A 17,871-nucleotide genomic window follows, 5' to 3' on the forward strand; every position below is an offset into this window, starting at 1 on the left:
CCCGCCCGTCCGGAAGGTTGCCGTTTAAAGACATTTCTTTCCCCATACGTCATAGTTCTTGAGCGAAACCATTCGTCGTGCCACCATTCGCGGCCTCGTTCAGAAGGCGAATCCTGACGGTCCCCGGGGGAGAGACTGGATGCGTCCGCTTCGTTCCGCGCTCCGCGCCACCACCACCGCCGCCACCACCCTGCTGATCGCCGCCGCCCTTGCCGGCGCGGGCGCGACGGCCGGGGCGGCCGACTTCTCGAACACCATCTTCTTCGGCGACAGCCTGACCGACAGCGGCAGCTTCAGCCGCCTGCTGCCGGCGGGCGGCAAGTTCACCACCAATCCCGGCCCGGTCTGGGCGGAGGTGGTGGCCGGCGCCTTCGGCAAGGCCGCGGGACCGGCGGTGGCCGGCGGCACCGATTACGCCGTCGGCGGCGCGCGCGTCTCGCAGCTTCCCGGCAACCCGGCAAGCCCGCCGACCGCCACGGCGACTCCGCTGCGCAGCCAGATCGGCGCCTATCTCGCCTCGACCGGCGGGCGGGCCGATCCGAATGCGCTCTACACCGTGTGGGGCGGCGCCAACGATATCTTCGTCGCGCTGGGCAACACGGCGACCGCCCAGGCGGCCGTCACCCAGGCGGCGGCCGACCTGGTGGGCGAGGTGGCGCGGCTGCGCGCCGCCGGGGCCCGCTACATCGTCGTGCCGACGGTGCCCGACATCGGCATCACGCCGTTCGGCCGCGCCCAGGGGGCGGCGGCCTCGGCGCAGATCACCCAGGTCGTCAGCGGCTACAACCAGCTCGTCTTCAGCGGGCTGGCGGGAGCCGGCATCCCCGTCATCCCGGTCGACACCTTCTCGCTGATCCAGGCGGCGGTGGCCAATCCGGCGGCCTTCGGCTTCGGCAACGCGGTGGGCACCGCCTGCCTCACCAGCAGTTCGCTGCTCTGCACCTCCGCCTCCCTGGTGACGCCCAACGCGGCGCAGAGCTACCTGTTCGCCGACGGCGTCCACCCGACCACGGGCGGGCACCGCGCCATCGCCGACTATGTGCTGAACGCGCTGAGCGCGCCGACCAACATCGCCATGCTGGCGGAATCGCCGGTGCGCACCCGCGACCGGCTGATCGCCACCCTGCAGGCCCAGGCGACCTCCAGCATGTGGGCGCGCAAGCCGGGCGAGGCGGGGGCCTGGATCGTCGGAGGTGCCGGCCGCCTGACCTTCGACCAGGGCAACGACTATGCCGGCACCCGCGGCACGCCGCTGAACGTCAGCGTCGGCGTCGACAAGCGGTTCGGCGAGACCCTGCTGGTCGGTGCGGCGGGCACCATCTCCTACTACCGGGGCAGCTTCTCCGGCGGCGGCGACTACAAGCAGCGGGAATATGTGCTGAGCGGCTACGGTCTCTACCGCATCGGCGGGGCCTTCGTCAGCGGCGTCGGCTCGATCGGCATGACCGACTACGACACCCGGCGCGGCGTCACCATCAACGGCACCGACCATTCGACCGGCGGCAGCACCGAAGGCATGAGCGCCTCGCTCGCCGCCGAGGCGGGCTACGACTTCACCACCGGCGGCCTGACCCACGGCCCGGTGCTGGGGCTGCGCTACCAGCATGTGGAGGTCAACGGCTTCGCCGAGGACAGCCCGCTGTTCGGCTTCGCCTTCCGCGACCAGCGGCGGGAATCGCTGGTCGGCAGCATCGGCTATCAGGTCTCCTACGACGCCGGGGCCTTCCTGCCCTTCGCCAAGGCGGCGCTGAACCGCGAGTTCAAGGACGACGACCGCAGCGTCACCGCCGCCAGCCGGACCGTGTCGTCGCTGGCCTATGCGATGCCGGTGGCCAAGCCCGACCGCACCTATGTCACCGCCGCGGCCGGCGCCTCCTTCCGGCTGGCGACCGCCATCACCGGGACGCTGGGCGTCAACGCCCGGTTCGGCGAGGAGCATGTGCGCGACTATGGCGCTTTCCTCGGCCTCGGCATGAGTTTCTGAGCCGCGGCCTTTCTCTCGGCCGGGTCCGCCCCTAGATTGGGGGCGGATCCGGACCAAGGAGGAAACAAACCCATGACCGAGGTTACCATCAGCGCTGCCGACGGCGGTCAGTTCTCCGCCTATGTCGCCCGCCCGGCCAGGACCCCGGCCGCCGGCCTGGTCGTCATCCAGGAGATCTTCGGCGTCAACACGGTGATGCGGGAGCTGTGCGACGACTATGCGGCGCAGGGCTTCCTGGCGGTCTGCCCGGACCTGTTCTGGCGGCAGAAGCCCGGCGTCCAGCTGACCGACAAGACGCAGGAGGAATGGAACCAGGCCTTCGCCTACATGAACGGCATGGACCAGGACAAGGCGGTGGAGGACCTGCAGGCCACCGTGACCTGGCTGCGCGGCCAGGGCGACTGCACCGGCAAGGTCGGCAGCGTCGGTTACTGCCTGGGCGGCCGGCTGGCCTTCATGATGGCGACGCGCAGCGACGCCGATGCCAACGTCGGCTATTACGGGGTCGGGCTGGGCGGCATGCTGGGCGAGGTGCCCCGTATCACCCGGCCGCTGCTGCTGCACATCGCCGAGCTCGACAAGTTCTCGACGCCGGAGGAGCGCGACCAGGTGGTCGCCGGGGTCGCCGGCAACGGCCGGATCACCGCCAAGGTCCATCCCGGCGTCAACCACGCCTTCGCCCGGCCGGGCGGCGAGCATTGGGACGCCGCGACGGCGGCCGACGCCAACACGCGGACGATCGACTTCTTCCGCACCCATCTGGGCTGAGGCCCATCCGGGCCGGGGGCCATCGGGCCGCGGTCCGGGCTGCCCCGAGTCTGTCGCGGGTTGACCCGGCCCCCGGCTTGGTGGGAGGAATGACCGGCGCGGGAGGGCGGCCCCCTCCCGCCTTCGTTCCTTTGGAGCCCCGACGACCATGACCAGCCCCCGTACCGTCCAGATCGGCCCCCTGTCGATCGCCAACGACCGCCCCTTCACGCTGATCGCCGGCCCCTGCCAGATGGAGAGCCGCGACCACGCGCTGGAGACGGCGGCGGCGCTCGCCGAAATGACCGGCGCGCTGGGGATCGGGCTGATCTACAAGACCTCCTTCGACAAGGCCAACCGCACCTCCATCACCACCGCCCGCGGGCTGGGCATGGACAAGGCGCTGCCGATCTTCGCCGAGGTGCGCGAGCGGTTCGGCTGCCCGGTCATCACCGACGTGCATGAGCCCGACCAGTGCGCCCCGGTGGCAGAGGCGGTGGACGTGCTGCAGATCCCCGCCTTCCTCTGCCGCCAGACCGACCTGCTGATCGCCGCGGCGAAGACCGGTCGGGCGGTGAACGTGAAGAAGGGCCAGTTCCTGGCGCCCTGGGACATGAAGAACGTCGCGGCCAAGCTGGTCGCCTCGGGCAACGACCGCGTGCTGCTGTGCGAGCGCGGCGTCAGCTTCGGCTACAACACGCTGGTGTCGGACATGCGGGCCCTGCCGATCATGGCGGAGACCGGCTTCCCGGTGGTGTTCGACGCCACCCACTCGGTCCAGCAGCCGGGCGGGCAGGGCACAACCTCGGGCGGTCAGCGCGAGTTCGTGCCCGTCCTGGCACGCGCCGCCATCGCGGTGGGCGTGGCCGCGGTGTTCATGGAAACCCACGAGAACCCGGACTGCGCCCCCAGCGACGGACCGAACATGGTCCCGCTGAAGGACATGCCGGCCCTGCTGGCCAAGCTGCAGGCCTTCGACCGGCTGGCGAAGGGATACTGAGCGGCCGGGTGGTCGGGCGACGGGTTCTGCCCGTCGCAGGCGCCCGCCGACGCCGGTCGAAAAAAAGCCCCTCGTCCGTCGCGGAAGAGGGGCTTTCCTTTTGGTCCGGTGGCTCGCCGTGCCGCAGCCGGCGGGCCGGCCTCAGCGGGCGCCGGCCTTGCTGGCGGCCGGGGTCTGCCGGAAGGCGTCGTGCAGGTAGGGCGACAGCGACTGGCGCATGCCGCGCAGCCACTCGTGGATGATGATCAGCGAGCGGGAGGCGACCGGCGGGGTCATGCCCAGCTTCACCAGATCCTCGCGGGTCATCGAGGCGACCTGGTCGATCCGGTGGCCGGTCAGCCGCGCCCAGGCCGGGGCGGTGCAGGGCGGCATCGAGATGACCTGCAGTCCCTCGCGCTCCACCATCTCCGCCTTGCGGCGGGCGTACTGGCTGTCCTCGAGCTGCGAGAAGGGGCCGGAGAAGCCGTTCTCGACCAGAACGCGCTTGGCCTTCGGGGCGATGGCGGCGACGCGCTCCAGCGTGGACATGCCGGTGGACAGCGAGGCGAGGTCGACGGTGACCGGGACCATGAAGGTCAGCCGCTCGCCGTCGCCGACGTAATAGTCGAAGCCCGACACCTCGGCCCAGTTGAAGAACCACTGCGAGATGTTGCCGCCGAAGTCGTAGAGGCGGCCGCCGCGCTGCAGCTCCGGACCGATCTGGTCCCAGAACTCGTAGAAGCCGTCGCCCGACCCCATCATGTTCATGAAGTCCTGCGTGATGCGCCGGTGCTCGACCACATCCGGGCCGAACAGGCGGGCGAGACGCTCGTTGACCTCGTACTCGACGACCTTAAGCTGCAGCCCTTCGAGCATGGCGGTCGCCATCAGGTGATGGGACAGCAGCGTCTTGCCGACGCCGCCGCGGTCATTGAGGACGAAGATCGTACCCAGCATGCGATCGCCTTTCCAATATACGTTCGTCGATTGCTCGTTGTGTGTCGGCTTGACGCCGGGCAGCGGGGACGGCGGTTGGGAGACCGCCGGCTGAGGCACCGCCGGGGGCGGCACCTCCGGCTGCGGCACCTCCGGCTGCGCTGCCGCCGGGGGCGGCGGGGCCGGTTCCTCCGCGGTAGCAGGTTTCGCGGCCCCCGTCACCCCCGCTGCCGCCGGTTCGGCCCCGGCAGGAGCGCGAGCGGTCTGCTTCTCCCCGGGGTCGGGCTTTTCGGCCACAGGATCCGCGACGGGCTCGGGCCGTTCCTCAGCCACGGAAGCCGGCGCCTCGGGCTGCCCGGCGTCCGGTTTCCCGGGGGCCGGCTCTTCGCGGTCCGGTTCCGCGGCATCCGGTTCCGCGTCCTCGGGTGCCTCCGCGGCCGGATCGGGCGCAGCGGCAGCCTCCTCGGCCCCGGCGGGGCGGCCGGCGGCGAGCGCCGCCTGATGGACGGCGGCCAGCGTCTCGGGCGGGGTGGTGCCGGCCGGTTCGGCAGGGACCTCGCCGCCCTTCGCCTCGTTCCCGACCAGGAAGAAGGCCGAGCGCAGGGTGACCGGGGAGATCGGCTGATCGTCCCGGGCGGTGACGCCCAACTGGGCCAGCACGTCGGAGATCTCGGCCCAGGACAGGCCGCGTTCGCGCATCAGGCCGATGTCGCCGTAGCATTCCCGCACCGCCTGCATGGCGCTGCGGTTGCCGGTCGGCCGATCGGCAAGGAGCCGCTCCAGTTCCGTGCGATCAATCGACACCGTGACAATCCGGCAGATGAGACGTTGTGAGGATACAGTCGGCGAGAGGCGCGCTATGACGAGCAGCCAAAGGAATCCTTTCCCCCGGCGGCGAAAAAATAGTACAAGCGGCTTAGGGGCGCAAACGGTTTCCAGCGGTCTTAAACTGCACTAAACCTGTGACGGAAAGACCTGCGACAGCAAGCGCTTCACAATGGCGCGGCCGGTTGTGATGGCAGAACTCAGGGTGTGGACTCGGGGTTTGGCAAGGATGCCCGATGACTATCGGATTCAGGATCTCCGCGCGAGGATAGCGGGCACGCCCGACATCGGCTTTCACGAGCTGAGGCAGGCCTGCGAGATCTCGGCGCTGCGCGAGGCCCTCGAACGTGTCGGCCACGACGTCGCCGGCCTGCGCGAGGGAGTCGAGCAGGGGGTGGAGCAGGTGCGCGCCCGCTTCGCCGCCCTGTCGACGGAGGAGTTGTCGGACGCCGCCGCCATGGCCTCGCTGCTGCAGTTCGCCGTGACCACGCTGCTGGACATCCGCGAGCAGGCCCGGTCCATTACGGTGCAGACCGAGCCGGTGGCCGACGACGACCGTCCCTTCTGGCTTGCCGCCGCCGATGCGCCGCGCATGCGCGCCGCCGCCGGTCCGACCTCCGCCCTCCGCCCGGCGCCGGCGCAGGCGGAGGAGCCACCAGCGCCTCGCCCGCCGCGCCCGGTCCCGGCGGCTGCCCCAGCTCCCTCCGCCCCCTCGGCGATGGCGCTGCCGCCCGAGCCGCCGCGGCAGACGCCGGTCCGGGAGATGCCTGCCCGCGAGCTGTCCGGTCGGGAGACCGCCCCGCGTTTCCCTGAGCCGGCCGCTCCCGCCCGCCCGTCCCAGCCCGCGCCCGTCCAGCCCCCCGCCGCATCCTGGCTGACGCCTCCCGCAAGCGACCGGTCCACCGGCGACAGATCCACCGGCGACCGGCCGATGCCTGCTCCGGCGGCGCCATCGCCGCTGTCGCCTGCCGGACCTCCCGTCGGCGGGCCTCACGCCGGATCTCCGGCTGCCGCGCCCACCGTCGCGCCCGCCCGAAGCGGGCGCAGCGCGCTGGCCGGTCCGGCCGTGTCCAGCGGGATCGACTGGCTGAGCCCGGCCAGCCGGTAAGCGGCCGGCTGGCTGCATGGCGGGGCGCCGCAAGTACGGGTGCTCCGGTCGTCCCGCCCCCTCGAACAAGCGTCGAAGCAACGGTCCAGCGCCATCCTCCCGGCACGGCCGGGGACGTCCCGGCGATCCGCCCGTCGTCGCGGGGCAGCCGCATCGCATGCGGGCTCTCGCAAGGATCCACCCCGGATCCCCCTTCCCGCCTCCCGGATGTTGCACGAATGTCTCATCCCGCGATGCCGATTTTGTGCCTGACCGATAATTTCTTGTGATTTCGAGGTATCAGTAATACGACTGAGGGGTTGGTAAACGGTCCTTTACCAATGTCCGCAACAATCCGTCCCCGGTCGATCATGCTCCAGGCCGACGACACGACCCAGTCCTCCTCCGCCGCGGCGCGGCGCGGATGGATTCCGATTCCCTCGCGCAGCCGGACGCCCGGCCGGTCGCGGCCGCTGCGGCTGCTGGTCGTGGAGGATGAAGCGATCTCGGCGGAGGCGATCCGCCTCGCGGTCTGCGACCTCGGCCATGTGGTGTGCGGCACCGCCGCCACGGAGGAGGAGGCCGTCGCCATCGCCTCGCGCGACCGGCCGGACCTCGCCCTGATGGACGTCCGGCTGGCCGGCGGCGACGGGATCGAGGCGGCGCGCCGGCTGAACCTGCGCTACGGCATCCGTTCGATCTTCCTGTCCGGCTATGCCGACCACGGGATCATGGCGCGCATCACCGAGACCTATCCGCTGGGCATCGTCCACAAGCCCTTCTCGCCGAGCCAGCTCAAGACCGCGCTGGACCTCGCCGCCCGCCGGCTGCGCTGAGGCGGGCGAAGCCCGGGAAACCGGGTCCGGAAACAGCGAAGGGCGGCATCCCGGGGGGACGCCGCCCTTCATCGTTCGGACCGCCGGCCTGCGGCTGCCCGGTTACTCCTGCGTGAAGGAGTTGGTGTAGGAGTGCGACAGCGGCTGGATCAGATAGTCCAGCGGCGTGCGGGCCGACAGCAGGATGCGCGCTTCCACCGGCATGCCGGGCTTGATCTTCAGGTTGTGGACCTTGTGCGGGTCGCTGTCGTTCAGCCGGATGCGGGCGAGGTAATGGTCCTGGCGGGTGACCGGGTCGGTGATGCGGTCGGCCGAGACATAGGTGACGACGCCGTCCAGCGAGCCGACGACGCGGCTGTCGTAGGCGGTGAGCTGCACCTTCACCGGCAGGTCGACGGTCAGCGACTTGATGTCCTTGGGCTGGACCTTCACTTCGGCCAGCAGGGCGCGCTCGTCGGGGACGATGTCGACGATCGGCTCGTTGGCGGTGATGGTGCCGCCGACCACCGGATGGCCGTAGACCACGACCGAGCCGTCGTCCGGCGCCTTGATGGTGCGGTTGTCCAGCCGGTTGCGGGCGTCGCGGATCTGCTCGGTCAGCTTCTGGGCGTCGCCGCGGGCCTTTTCCAGCTCCAGGATGACCTTCTCGCGGAAGTCGCTGCGGCGGCGGACCAGATCGGCCTTGGCGTCGACCATCATCTGGCGCGACTGGGCGATCTCGCCCTCCAGCTCGTGGCTGCGGGCCTGGTAGGAGGAGTTCTCCTTCTGCACCTCGACCAGCTTGGTGCGGGTGGAGTTGCCGCGCTCCAGCAGGCCCTGGGTGATGCGCTGGTCCTCCTCGGTGAGCTGGATCTGGCGGGCGATGAACTGGCGCTGCTTCTCCAGGCTGCGGATCTCCTCGGCGAGCGAGTCGACGCGCTCCTGCATCAGCTTCTCCTCGGCGTCGAGCTGGGCGCGGCGCACGGCGAAGAGCTTTTCCTGGTTGCGCATGGAGTTCTGCACGGCGCGGCTGCCGTCGCGGCGGTCCAGCAGCTCCTGCGGCCATTCGATCTGCGGGTCGTCCAGCAGCTCGGCGGTCAGGCGGGCTTCCAGCGCCAGCGTCTCCAGCCAGGAGGAGGTCAGCACCTCCAGCCGGGTGGCCGCCTCGGTGCCGTCCAGCCGCATCAGGGTCTGGCCGGCCTTCACCCGCTGGCCCTCATGCACCAGGATCTCGCTGATGACACCGCCCTCGGTGTTCTTCACGACCTTGCGGCCGGTCTCCGGGGCCAGCGCGCCGGACGCGGTCACCGCGCTGTGCAGCGGGGCGAGCGCCGCCCAGCCCGCCATCCCGCCCAGCCCGACGGCCAGGACCAGGAAGCCGCTGGTCAGCAGGCCGCTGACGCTGGTGGTCGGCAGCATGGCGCCGACCGCGCTCAGCGAGGTCATCGGCAGCGACTTGTGGTGCTTCGGCTTGGCCGGCGCAGTGGCGAGCGAGTCGATGGTGGCGTCGATGGACGTCATGGCAGGATCCTTGATGTCGGCGATGTCGGCGATGTCGGCGGACGTGGCGGGAGAGAGGACCGGCTTCAGCCGGCCGCCCCCGCCGCCGGGGCCACGACGGGCGCCGGGCCGATGCCGCGCAGGCGCGACCAGTTGGGGGAGGCCTGCTGCGCCTGCTGCTCGGGGCGCTGCAGTTCGACCGCCATGCCGTTCTTCAGCACGAAGGTCCGGTCGGCCATGTCGACGAAGGCCGGGGTGTGGGTCAGGACGATGGTGGTGGCCCCGCGCTCCTTGGCGGCGGCGACGAAGTCGCGCACGGCCTTCAGCCCCATCTCGTCCAGGCCGGAGGCCGGCTCGTCCAGGATCAGCAGCGGCGGCTTGCCGAAGGCGGCGCGGGCGAGGCCGATCAGGCGGGCCGACGCCCCGGTCATCGGGAACAGCGGGTCGGCGACCTCGGTCTCGTAGCCGCCGGGCAGGCTCTCGATCCACTCGTGGATGCCGACGCTGCGGGCGGCCTCCTCGACCTGCTCGCGGGTGGCCTCGCCGAAGCGGGCGATGTTCTCGGCGACGGTGCCGGGCAGCAGGTCGACGGTCTGCGGCAGGTAGCCGATGCCGCAATCGGGCGAATTCGGGCTCAGCGAGGCGACGGCCAGACCGCCCAGCCGGACCGTGCCGGCGGAGGGCAGCGCCACGCCGGCCAGCACGCGGGCCAGGACCGACTTGCCGGAGCGGTTGGGGCCGGCGATGCAGATGGTCTGGCCGGGATCGATCGCCAGCGAGACGCTGCGCAGGATCGGCTTCTGGTCGCGGGGGAGATGAACAGCAGGTTCTCGACGGTCAGGCGCTCGGCCTCCACCGGGATGGCGGGGCGGGCGGGCTCGCGCGACAGGCGCTTCAGCAGCGGCACCAGACGGCGGGCGGCCTGGGCGGAGCGGACGATGGCGCCCCAGGCGCCGGCGGTCTGCTCGATCGGGGCGAGGCCGCGGCCCAGCAGCATCGAGGTGGCGATCATGCCGCCGAAGGACAGGTGCTGTTCGATGACGAGCCAGGCGCCGACGCCGGTCACCGCGACCTGCAGGACCATGCGGACCCACTTGGTCACCGCGGCGATGGCGGCCGAGCGCTCCTGGGCGCGGCCCTGGATGGCGCTGGAGGTCAGCAGGTCGCGGGTGGCGTTGTCGAGCGCCGTGCCGCCCATGCGCAGGCCGCGGACGGTGCCGCAGTTGGCCAGCAGCGCGTCGAACAGGCGCTGGCCGCGCGAGGCCGGCAGCTTGCCCTCCTCCGCGAAGTCACGCACCGCGACGTGGGCGATGAAGCCCATGATCGTCATGATGACGATCGACACGACCAGCAGGAAGGCCAGCATCGGGTGGATGACGTAGATGCCGAGGATGTAGAGCGGCGTCCAGGGCAGGTCCATCAGGGCGGGCAGCGTCGGACGGCCGAAGGCGCCCTTCACCTCCATCAGGTCGGACAGCGCCGACATGTCGGCCCGTCCGCGGCCGGCGCTGTCCAGCGCATCGGCCGTCAGGCGGCGGCGCCACGCCACCTCCAGCGCATTTCCGGCGCGGGCCAGGACGCGCGAGCGGACGATCTCGAGAGCCGCGCTGAGCGACAGCGCCATCACGACGATCAGCGTCAGCATCACCAGCGTGTCATAGTTCCCCGACGGAATGGCGCGGGTGAACACCTGCAGCGAATAGAGCGGCATCGCCAGCATGAGCAGATTGATGGCGGCGCTGAAGATAAAGGTACCAACGAGTATCCTTGAGAAATACGAACCGCTGAAGGTCGTCTTACCGTCCTGATGGTCCGACGTTCCCTTGAATAGACGAGGCATCAACAGGCCCTCCAATTGTCACCGTTTGGCGCAGTGCCCACTGGATGCAGGCGAGGGCAGGTAAGCGTTATTTTGGTAAACGTGACATTAAGAACACGCGACGTCACAGGATTGCCACCGAAGCCTACCCCTTTTTCGCACAGATAGTCTTTGTCGGAGTTGGTCTGTTCTGTCGGAAGAGGGTGGAAAAGTGCAGTGATTGCCTGGGCTTCGATGGATTTCTTCGGCGGTTTGGCGGTTTAGTGACGTGAGGCGCTGCCGGTGCCCATGCGGCGCTCCGCCGCGCTGGTCCGGCCGGCCCGTCAGGCTATTGATTCGTCCGGTCCCGGACCGGAAACCAGACGGAAGGAGGCGACGATGAAAGGACGCAGGGTTCCCTCGGTGCTGTTCAGGACGCGGGTGCGCGACGAGAGCGTCGGCGGCCCGAACCCGTTCCGCTGGCAGGACGTGCGCAGCGACGAGCTGTTCGCCGGCAAGCGCGTGGTGGTGTTCTCGCTGCCCGGCGCCTTCACGCCGACCTGCTCCAACGAGCAGTGCCCGGCCTTCGAGCGCTGCTATGACGAGTTCCGCGGCCTGGGCGTCGACGAGGTCTACTGCATCAGCGTCAACGACGCCTTCGTCATGTTCCAGTGGGGCAAGAGCCTGGGGCTGCAGAAGGTGAAGCTGATCCCCGACGGCTCCGGCCATTTCACCCGGCGCATGGGAATGCTGGTCAACAAGGACCATCTCGGCTTCGGCTACCGGAGCTGGCGTTATGCCATGGTGGTGAAGGACGGCGTGGTCGAGGCCTGGTTCGAGGAGCCCGGCATCAACGACGAGGGTGCCAACGGCGACCCCTACGGCGAATCCTCGCCCGAAACCGTGCTGGCCTACCTGCGGGGGTGAGGGGGCGGGGCGGGGGCCGACACTCCCCCGCCCACGCGCCGCCGAACGGTAGAATAATGACGCGGCCTCTGTCCTAAAAATTGACGTTCCCGATTGCCTGGCTACGCTGGATCGCAGCAGTGGGGCATAAACGGGGCGGAACGACCATGAGCGGTGGCAAGCGCAGGCATTTCGGGCGGCTGCTGGGTGCCGGCCTTCTCGCCCTCGCGACGCTATGGAACGCGGCCGGCGCAGCGGCCGGGGAGCGGGCGCCCGCCCTGCCGCGGCTGACCATCGACCCGGCGCAGACGACCGTGTCGGGCATCTCGTCCGGCGCCTATATGGCCGGGCAGTTCCAGATCGCCTATTCCAGCCTCGTCCGCGGGGCCGGGCTGGTCGCCGGCGGCCCCTATTCCTGTGCGACGGCCACCGAGGCCTTCGGCATTCCGCCCTGGGTGGTGGCGCTGGAGCGCTGCATGGACGTCAAGCCGGCGGCGCCGGACCTCGGGCTGCTGGTCAGGACGGCCCGCGAGGCCGAGCGGTCGGGCGACGTCGACCCACTGTCGAACCTCGCCGGCGCGCGCATCTACCTGTTCAGTGGCGCCCGGGACAAGACGGTGAAGCGGCCGGTGGTCGACCGTGCCGCCGACCTCTACAAGGCGCTGGGCGTGCCGCCCCCGGCCATCGCCTATGTGAAGCATCCCAGGGCCGCCCACGCCTTCATCACCGACGGCTATGGTGCGGCCTGCGGCTTCAGCCCGCCGCCGGGGGAGGCGGGAGAGTTCATGAACGACTGCGGCTACGATCAGGCGGGCGCCATCCTGAAGCATCTGCTGCCCGGCCTGCGGACGCCCAACGCGCGGGAGGCGTCGCGCCCGGTGCAGAGGTTCGACCAGACCCCCTTCATCGGCGACCCCAGCCGCAGCGGCATGGCGGCGAGCGGCTATGTCTACATTCCGGAGTCCTGTGCGGCGGGCCGGCCCTGCCGGCTGCACATCGCCTTCCACGGCTGCCGGATGGCCGGGAGCCTGATCGGCGACCGCTTCGCCGTCCATGCCGGCTTCAACCGCTGGGCCGACGTCAACGATCTGGTCGTGCTCTATCCGCAGATCGACGCGGCGGCCAAGCCGCTGGACAACCCGCGCGGCTGCTGGGACTGGTTCGCCTATACCGGGCCGGACTTCGCGCAGAAGGGCGGATTCCAGATGAAGGCGGTGCGCCGGATGATCGCCGCGATCGCCGGCTGACCGGCGACCTCGGGACGGACGGGCCGGCAAAGGAAAAGCCCCTTCCCGGACGGGCCTGGAAGGGGCTTTCTCTCATCGGGACGATCCCCGGGGGATCAGGCCTTCAGGATGCCGCGGCCGGCGAAGCGGGCGGCGGTGCCGAGCTGCTCCTCGATGCGGATCAGCTGGTTGTACTTGGCGAGACGGTCGGAACGGCTGAGCGAGCCGGTCTTGATCTGGCCGCAGTTGGTGGCGACGGCGAGGTCGGCGATGGTGCTGTCCTCGGTCTCGCCCGACCGATGCGACAGGACGGCGCTGTAGCCGGCCTTGTGCGCCATGTCCACGGCTTCCAGCGTCTCCGACAGGGTGCCGATCTGGTTGACCTTCACCAGGATGGAGTTGGCCACGCCCTTCCTGATGCCGTCGGCCAGACGCTTCGGGTTGGTGACGAACAGGTCGTCGCCGACGAGCTGGACCTTGCTGCCGATGGCGTCGGTCAGGGCCTTCCAGCCCTCCCAGTCGTCCTCGGACATGCCGTCCTCGATCGAGATGATCGGATAACGGCCGACCAGGTCGGACCAGTAGGTGACCATCTGCTCCGGCGACAGGGACTTGCCCTCGCCGGCCAGCTCATACTTGCCGTTCTTGAAGAACTCGGTCGAGGCGGCGTCGAGCGCCAGCATGACGTCGTCGCCCGGCTTGTAGCCGGCGGCCTCGATCGCCTTCATCACGAAGCCCAGCGCCTCGTCGGTGGAGGCGAGGTTCGGGGCGAAGCCGCCCTCGTCGCCGACGTTGGTGTTGTGGCCGGCGTCCTTCAGCTTCTTCTTGAGCGACTGGAAGATCTCGGAGCCCATGCGCACCGCCTCGGCACCGGACTCGGCGCCCACCGGCATGATCATGAATTCCTGGATGTCGATCGGGTTGTCGGCATGGGCGCCGCCGTTGATGATGTTCATCATCGGGACGGGCAGCAGCGTGGCGAAGGCGCCGCCGACATAGCGGTAGAGCGGCAGGCCCGCCTCTTCCGCGCTGGCCTTGGCGACGGCCAGGGAGACGCCCAGGATGGCGTTGGCGCCGAGACGGCCCTTGTTGGGCGTGCCGTCCAGCTCGATCATCGCGAGGTCGATGGCGCGCTGGTCCGAGCCTTCCAGGCCGGCGAGCGCGTCGTAGATCTCGCCGTTCACCGATTCGACGGCCTTCAGCACGCCCTTTCCGCCGTAGCGCGACTTGTCGCCGTCGCGCAGCTCGACCGCCTCGTGCGCGCCGGTGGAGGCGCCCGACGGGACGGCGGCGCGGCCGAACGCCCCGCTTTCCAGATGGACGTCGACCTCGACGGTCGGGTTGCCGCGGCTGTCGAGAATCTCGCGGGCGTGAATTTCGGTGATGACGCTCATGGTCGGTAGATCCTTCGCATGTCGGTCGCGCGTAGGTCGTTCGCGCTTTTCAGGGCGCGGTGGCTTGATAGCCCCGCATGGTGGGTGGCGCAAGGCCTGCCGTGGCCGTTCGACGTCGCGGCCGAGGGGGTACCGCGCCCGGAAGAGGTGTCAGAGGAAGCCTTCTACGAGCTTCGCGACCTCTTCCGGCCGTTCGGCATGGACCCAGTGGCCGGCGCCGTCGATCATACGGATGTCGGCCGCCGGGAAACGGTGACGGATCGCCGCATAATGTTTGGATACTATATAGTCGGATGCGCCACCGCCGATGAACAGGGCGGGGCCGGAATAGGACCGGTCGCCGAGGTCGGGGAAGCCGATCAGCGCATCCATCGACCGTTCGATGGCGTCGAGGTTGATCCGCCAGTGGAACTTTCCGTGCTCCAGCACGAGGTTCTGCAGCAGGAAGGAGCGCAGCGGCGCCTCCGGCACGGCGTCGGCGAGCTGGGCCTCCACCTCCGACCGGCGGGTGCAGCCGGCGAGGTCGGCCTTCTTCATCGCCGCGACATAGGGGGCGTGGGTATGGGTGTAGGGGACGGGGGCGATGTCCACCACCACCAGCCGCTCCACGCGGTCGGGATGGTTCAGCGCCAGCGTCATCGCGGTCTTTCCGCCCATGGAATGACCGACGACCGCCGCCCGCGCGAAGCCCCGGTCGTCGAGGAAGCGCAGCACGTCCTCCGCCATCTCCGGATAGGTCATTTCGGCGGCCCAGGGGGCGCCGCCGTGGTTGCGCAGGTCGAGCGCATAGACCCGGCGCGTCTCGGCGAAGCGGCGGGCCAGCGTCTGCCAGTTGCGGGCCGAGCCGAACAGGCCGTGCAGGACCAGCAGCGGCGTGCCGCCGTTGGTCTCGCCGGCTTCCAGGTAGGTCAGGGGCAGGGGCATGGGAATCCCGATGCAGGCTGGACGAAGAGGGGCGGTGATCCTATGACGAACGCCGCCGGCCCGCCAATCCCGTCATCCGTCAGGGGCCGCCTTTACCCAGGGGTGCCTTCATCGTGCTTCGCAACATCCTGTCCGTCGGCGGCCTGACCCTGGTCAGCCGGGTGCTGGGTTTCCTGCGCGACGTACTGACCGCGGCCCTGCTGGGGGCGGGGCCGGTCGCCGACGCCTTCTTCGTCGCCTTCCGCCTGCCCAACCATTTCCGGGCGCTGTTCGCCGAAGGGGCCTTCAACTCCGCCTTCGTCCCGCTGTTCTCGGCCAAGCTGGTGCAGGACGGGCAGGAGGCCGCCCGCCGCTTCGCCGAGGAGGTGAAGGCCCTGCTGCTGGTCTTCCAGCTCGTCTTCCTGGCGGTGATCCTGGCGATCATGCCGCAATTCATGACGGTCTTCGCCCCGGGCTTCTCCGACGAGCCGGAGAAGTTCCGGCTGGCGGTGCTGTTCACCAGCATCACCTTTCCCTACCTGCTGTTCATCTCGCTGGTGTCGCTCTATGGCGGGTGCTGAACAGCCTGGGCCGCTTCGGCGCGGCCGCGGCGGCGCCGATCCTGCTGAACCTGTGCCTGATCGCGGCGCTGGTCGTCGCGACCCCGCTGATGCCGAGCGCCGGGCACGCCCTGTCCTGGGGCGTCTTCGCCGCCGGCGTGGCGCAGTACCTCTATCTATGGTGGGATCTGCGCAAGGCCGGAATGGGGCTGCGCCTCGTCCGGCCGCGCTGGACGCCGGGGGTGAAGCGCTTCCTGGCCGTGCTGGGGCCGGCGATGCTCGGCTCCGGCCTCACGCAGATCAACCTGTTCGTGGACACGCTCGTCGCCTCGATGCTGCCGACCGGCGCGGTCTCCTACCTCTACTACGCGGACCGGCTGAACCAGCTTCCGCTGGGCGTCATCGGGATCGCCGTGGGAACCGTTCTGCTTCCGGAAATGGCCAAGCGGATCAAGAGTGGTGACGAAGCCGGAGCGGTCGAGAGCCAGAACCGGGCGGTGGAGCTGTCGCTGGTGCTGACCCTGCCCGCCGCCATGGCCTTCCTGGTCGCCGGCCTGCCGATCGTTTCGGTGCTGTTCCAACACGGTGCCTTCGGGCCGGGCGACGCGCGGGCCTCCGCCGCGACGCTGCAGGCCTATGCGCTGGGCCTGCCGGCCTTCGTGGTGCTGCGCAGCCTGGTCAACGGCTTCTATGCCCGGCAGGACACGGCGACGCCGGTGCGGGTGGCGCTGGCCGCCACGGTGGTCAACGTCGCGCTGAAGCTGGCGCTGATGGGGCCGCTGGCGCAGGTCGGGCTGGCGGTCGCCACCTCGGTCGCCGCCTGGGTCAATGCCGGGCTGCTCGCCCTGCTGCTGCACCGCCGCGGCCTGTTCCGCGCCGACGCCCGGCTGGGCCGCAACCTGCCGCGCATGGCGGTGGCGGCGGCCCTGATGGGCGGGGCGCTGTGGCTGGCGCAGGAGGTCCTGTCGCCCTGGCTGACCGCCAGCGCCCTGGTCGAGCGGCTGGCGGCGCTGGTCCTGCTCGGCATCGCCGGGCTGGCGGTCTATGGCGGCGCGGCGCTGGCGCTGGGGCTGCTGCGCCGCTCCGACCTCAACCGGCTGCGCCGCCGCCGGTCCTGACGCCGCCCTTCGCTCCGGGCTCGACCCCGGTCTGCACCGGATGGGCGGGATCGGCCGTCCATTCCGACATCGACCCGTCATAGAGCCTGACCCCCGGCAGCCCCGCCAGCTCGCTCAGCGCGAACCAGGAGACCGAGGCCTGGTGGCCGGTGTTGCAGAAGGTGATCGGCCCGCCGTCCGCCGGGATGCCGGCCTGCGCGGCCAGCGCGCGGATGGCGTCGGGGTCCTGGAAGCGATGGTCGGCCGCGGAATAGAAGGCGGTCAGCTCCAGATGGGCCGCCCCCGGGATGGTGCCGGGAACGCGGGCCTGCGGGCTCTTGACGGCGCCGGTGAACTGCTCCGGCGCGCGGGTGTCGTGCAGCGGGACATCGCCCGCCTTCACCGCCTGCTCCACCTCCGCAACGGTCGCGCGCAGGTCGGTGCGCGCCGGGCGGTGAAGGCGCGCGCCGGCCGGCCGGCCGGGGTGGGGGAGACGGGGTTGGCCGGATCGGCCGTCCAGGCGGCGAAGCCGCCGTCCAGCACCGACACCGCGTCATGGCCGAGCATCCGGAAGGTCCAGTAGACGCGGGTGGCGTTGCCGACGTCGCCCGCCGACTCTCCCGACGACACCAGCACGACATGGTCGTCGTTGCCGATGCCGATGCCGCCGATCAGCCGTTCCAGCTCGGCCGGCGGCGGCAGCATGCCGGGCGCCGCCCCCACCGTGGTGCGCCAGCCGGCCGTTGCGTAGTCGGAATGGATCGAACCCGCAACGAAGCCATCCTTCGGCGGGGTGCGGACGTCGAGCACCACGATGTTCGGCTGACCGAGCCGGGCCTTGAGCCAGGCGGCGTCGACGAGCGGTTGGGTGTTCCGGTTGTTCATCGGTCTTGGTTCCCCGATCTGCCGCGGCCTTCCGCCGGCCGCCCTCCGCCGGGGAAGCGGTTCCCCGGGCGTCGAAGTGTGGGGGAAGCCAATAGTTGTCGCAAGGGGAGCCTGCCGTCCCCGTTGCCCTGTTCGCCTCTTGGGTATATGTGGTTAACACTGGAGAGTGCGGCCGGGCGGGTGCCGATGCCCGCGGCGGTCCGGCGCCGCGCATCGAGGGACCGAGGCC

15 protein-coding genes and 1 pseudogene are annotated in these 17,871 nt (G+C 70.3%); 8 read left to right on the top strand and 8 right to left on the bottom strand.

Going from position 1 to position 17,871, the window contains the following annotated elements:
• The first annotated feature begins 139 nt into the window (after nt 1-139).
• The 3 genes from DEW08_RS01900 (at nt 140) to kdsA (ending at nt 3,731) form a co-directional block, all read left to right on the top strand.
• The gene (locus tag DEW08_RS01900) at nt 140-1,984 is read left to right on the top strand and encodes an autotransporter domain-containing protein (protein ID WP_109324031.1); all 1,845 of its coding nucleotides are present in this window, start codon (nt 140-142) and stop codon (nt 1,982-1,984) included.
• Nucleotides 1,985-2,056: 72 nt separating this feature from the next.
• Nucleotides 2,057-2,752, top strand: coding sequence for a dienelactone hydrolase family protein (locus DEW08_RS01905; protein ID WP_109324032.1), 696 nt, complete (start codon nt 2,057-2,059; stop codon nt 2,750-2,752).
• A gap of 148 nt (nt 2,753-2,900) precedes the next feature.
• On the top strand, nt 2,901-3,731 hold the full coding sequence (gene kdsA / locus DEW08_RS01910) for a 3-deoxy-8-phosphooctulonate synthase (protein WP_109324033.1): 831 nt from the start codon (nt 2,901-2,903) through the stop codon (nt 3,729-3,731).
• Between the two features lie 141 nt (nt 3,732-3,872).
• On the opposite strand, the gene DEW08_RS31500 is transcribed toward kdsA, so the two are convergent.
• Nucleotides 3,873-5,450 (bottom strand): hypothetical protein, encoded by a 1,578-nt coding sequence (locus DEW08_RS31500; RefSeq protein WP_109324034.1) that lies wholly within the window; start codon nt 5,448-5,450, stop codon nt 3,873-3,875.
• Between the two features lie 250 nt (nt 5,451-5,700).
• Between DEW08_RS31500 and DEW08_RS01920 the strand changes: the two genes are divergently transcribed.
• Both DEW08_RS01920 and DEW08_RS01925 read left to right on the top strand, forming a co-directional pair.
• Nucleotides 5,701-6,579: a hypothetical protein gene (locus tag DEW08_RS01920; protein ID WP_146214613.1), complete on the top strand. Its 879-nt coding sequence runs from the start codon at nt 5,701-5,703 to the stop codon at nt 6,577-6,579.
• Between the two features lie 320 nt (nt 6,580-6,899).
• Nucleotides 6,900-7,394, top strand: a complete 495-nt coding sequence (locus DEW08_RS01925; protein ID WP_109324038.1) for a response regulator — start codon at nt 6,900-6,902, stop codon at nt 7,392-7,394.
• A 102-nt stretch (nt 7,395-7,496) separates the two neighbouring features.
• Here the strand turns inward: DEW08_RS01925 and DEW08_RS01930 are convergent, their stop codons facing one another.
• The 3 genes from DEW08_RS01930 to DEW08_RS01935 all read right to left on the bottom strand — a co-directional run bounded on the left by DEW08_RS01930 (nt 7,497) and on the right by DEW08_RS01935 (nt 10,593).
• Entirely contained in the window at nt 7,497-8,894 is a 1,398-nt protein-coding gene (locus DEW08_RS01930) for an HlyD family type I secretion periplasmic adaptor subunit (RefSeq protein WP_109324039.1), read from the bottom strand.
• A gap of 65 nt (nt 8,895-8,959) precedes the next feature.
• Nucleotides 8,960-9,625, bottom strand: a complete 666-nt coding sequence (locus tag DEW08_RS31875) for an ATP-binding cassette domain-containing protein (protein WP_245986126.1) — start codon at nt 9,623-9,625, stop codon at nt 8,960-8,962.
• The gene (locus DEW08_RS01935) at nt 9,508-10,593 is read right to left on the bottom strand and encodes an ABC transporter transmembrane domain-containing protein (RefSeq protein ID WP_245986163.1); all 1,086 of its coding nucleotides are present in this window, start codon (nt 10,591-10,593) and stop codon (nt 9,508-9,510) included. The genes DEW08_RS31875 and DEW08_RS01935 overlap by 118 nt, the downstream gene beginning before the upstream one ends.
• A gap of 477 nt (nt 10,594-11,070) precedes the next feature.
• On the opposite strand from DEW08_RS01935, the gene DEW08_RS01940 reads away from it, so the two are divergent.
• A complete protein-coding gene (locus DEW08_RS01940) occupies nt 11,071-11,598 on the top strand; it encodes a peroxiredoxin (RefSeq protein ID WP_109324040.1) in 528 nt (175 codons plus the stop codon).
• A 146-nt stretch (nt 11,599-11,744) separates the two neighbouring features.
• Nucleotides 11,745-12,824, top strand: coding sequence for an extracellular catalytic domain type 2 short-chain-length polyhydroxyalkanoate depolymerase (locus DEW08_RS01945; RefSeq protein ID WP_109324041.1), 1,080 nt, complete (start codon nt 11,745-11,747; stop codon nt 12,822-12,824).
• Nucleotides 12,825-12,919: 95 nt separating this feature from the next.
• Here DEW08_RS01945 and eno read toward each other — a convergent pair whose 3' ends face one another.
• Nucleotides 12,920-14,197, bottom strand: coding sequence for a phosphopyruvate hydratase (eno, locus tag DEW08_RS01950; protein ID WP_109324042.1), 1,278 nt, complete (start codon nt 14,195-14,197; stop codon nt 12,920-12,922).
• Nucleotides 14,198-14,347: 150 nt separating this feature from the next.
• Complete coding sequence (locus tag DEW08_RS01955; RefSeq protein WP_109324043.1) at nt 14,348-15,121, bottom strand: alpha/beta fold hydrolase; 774 nt, start codon at nt 15,119-15,121, stop codon at nt 14,348-14,350.
• Between the two features lie 161 nt (nt 15,122-15,282).
• On the opposite strand from DEW08_RS01955, the pseudogene murJ reads away from it, so the two are divergent.
• Nucleotides 15,283-16,778: pseudogene (gene murJ, locus DEW08_RS01960) on the top strand (murein biosynthesis integral membrane protein MurJ).
• Here the strand turns inward: murJ and DEW08_RS31880 are convergent.
• Nucleotides 16,750-17,160: a sulfurtransferase gene (locus tag DEW08_RS31880; protein WP_245986074.1), complete on the bottom strand. Its 411-nt coding sequence runs from the start codon at nt 17,158-17,160 to the stop codon at nt 16,750-16,752. The pseudogene murJ and the gene DEW08_RS31880 sit on opposite strands and share 29 nt — an antisense overlap.
• Nucleotides 17,157-17,642: a rhodanese-like domain-containing protein gene (locus DEW08_RS31885; protein WP_245986075.1), complete on the bottom strand. Its 486-nt coding sequence runs from the start codon at nt 17,640-17,642 to the stop codon at nt 17,157-17,159. Before DEW08_RS31885 ends, DEW08_RS31880 begins: the two co-directional genes overlap by 4 nt.
• Between the last annotated feature and the right edge of the window lie 229 nt (nt 17,643-17,871).

It is taken from the genome of Azospirillum thermophilum, assembly GCF_003130795.1.
GTDB classification, from domain to species: domain Bacteria; phylum Pseudomonadota; class Alphaproteobacteria; order Azospirillales; family Azospirillaceae; genus Azospirillum; species Azospirillum thermophilum.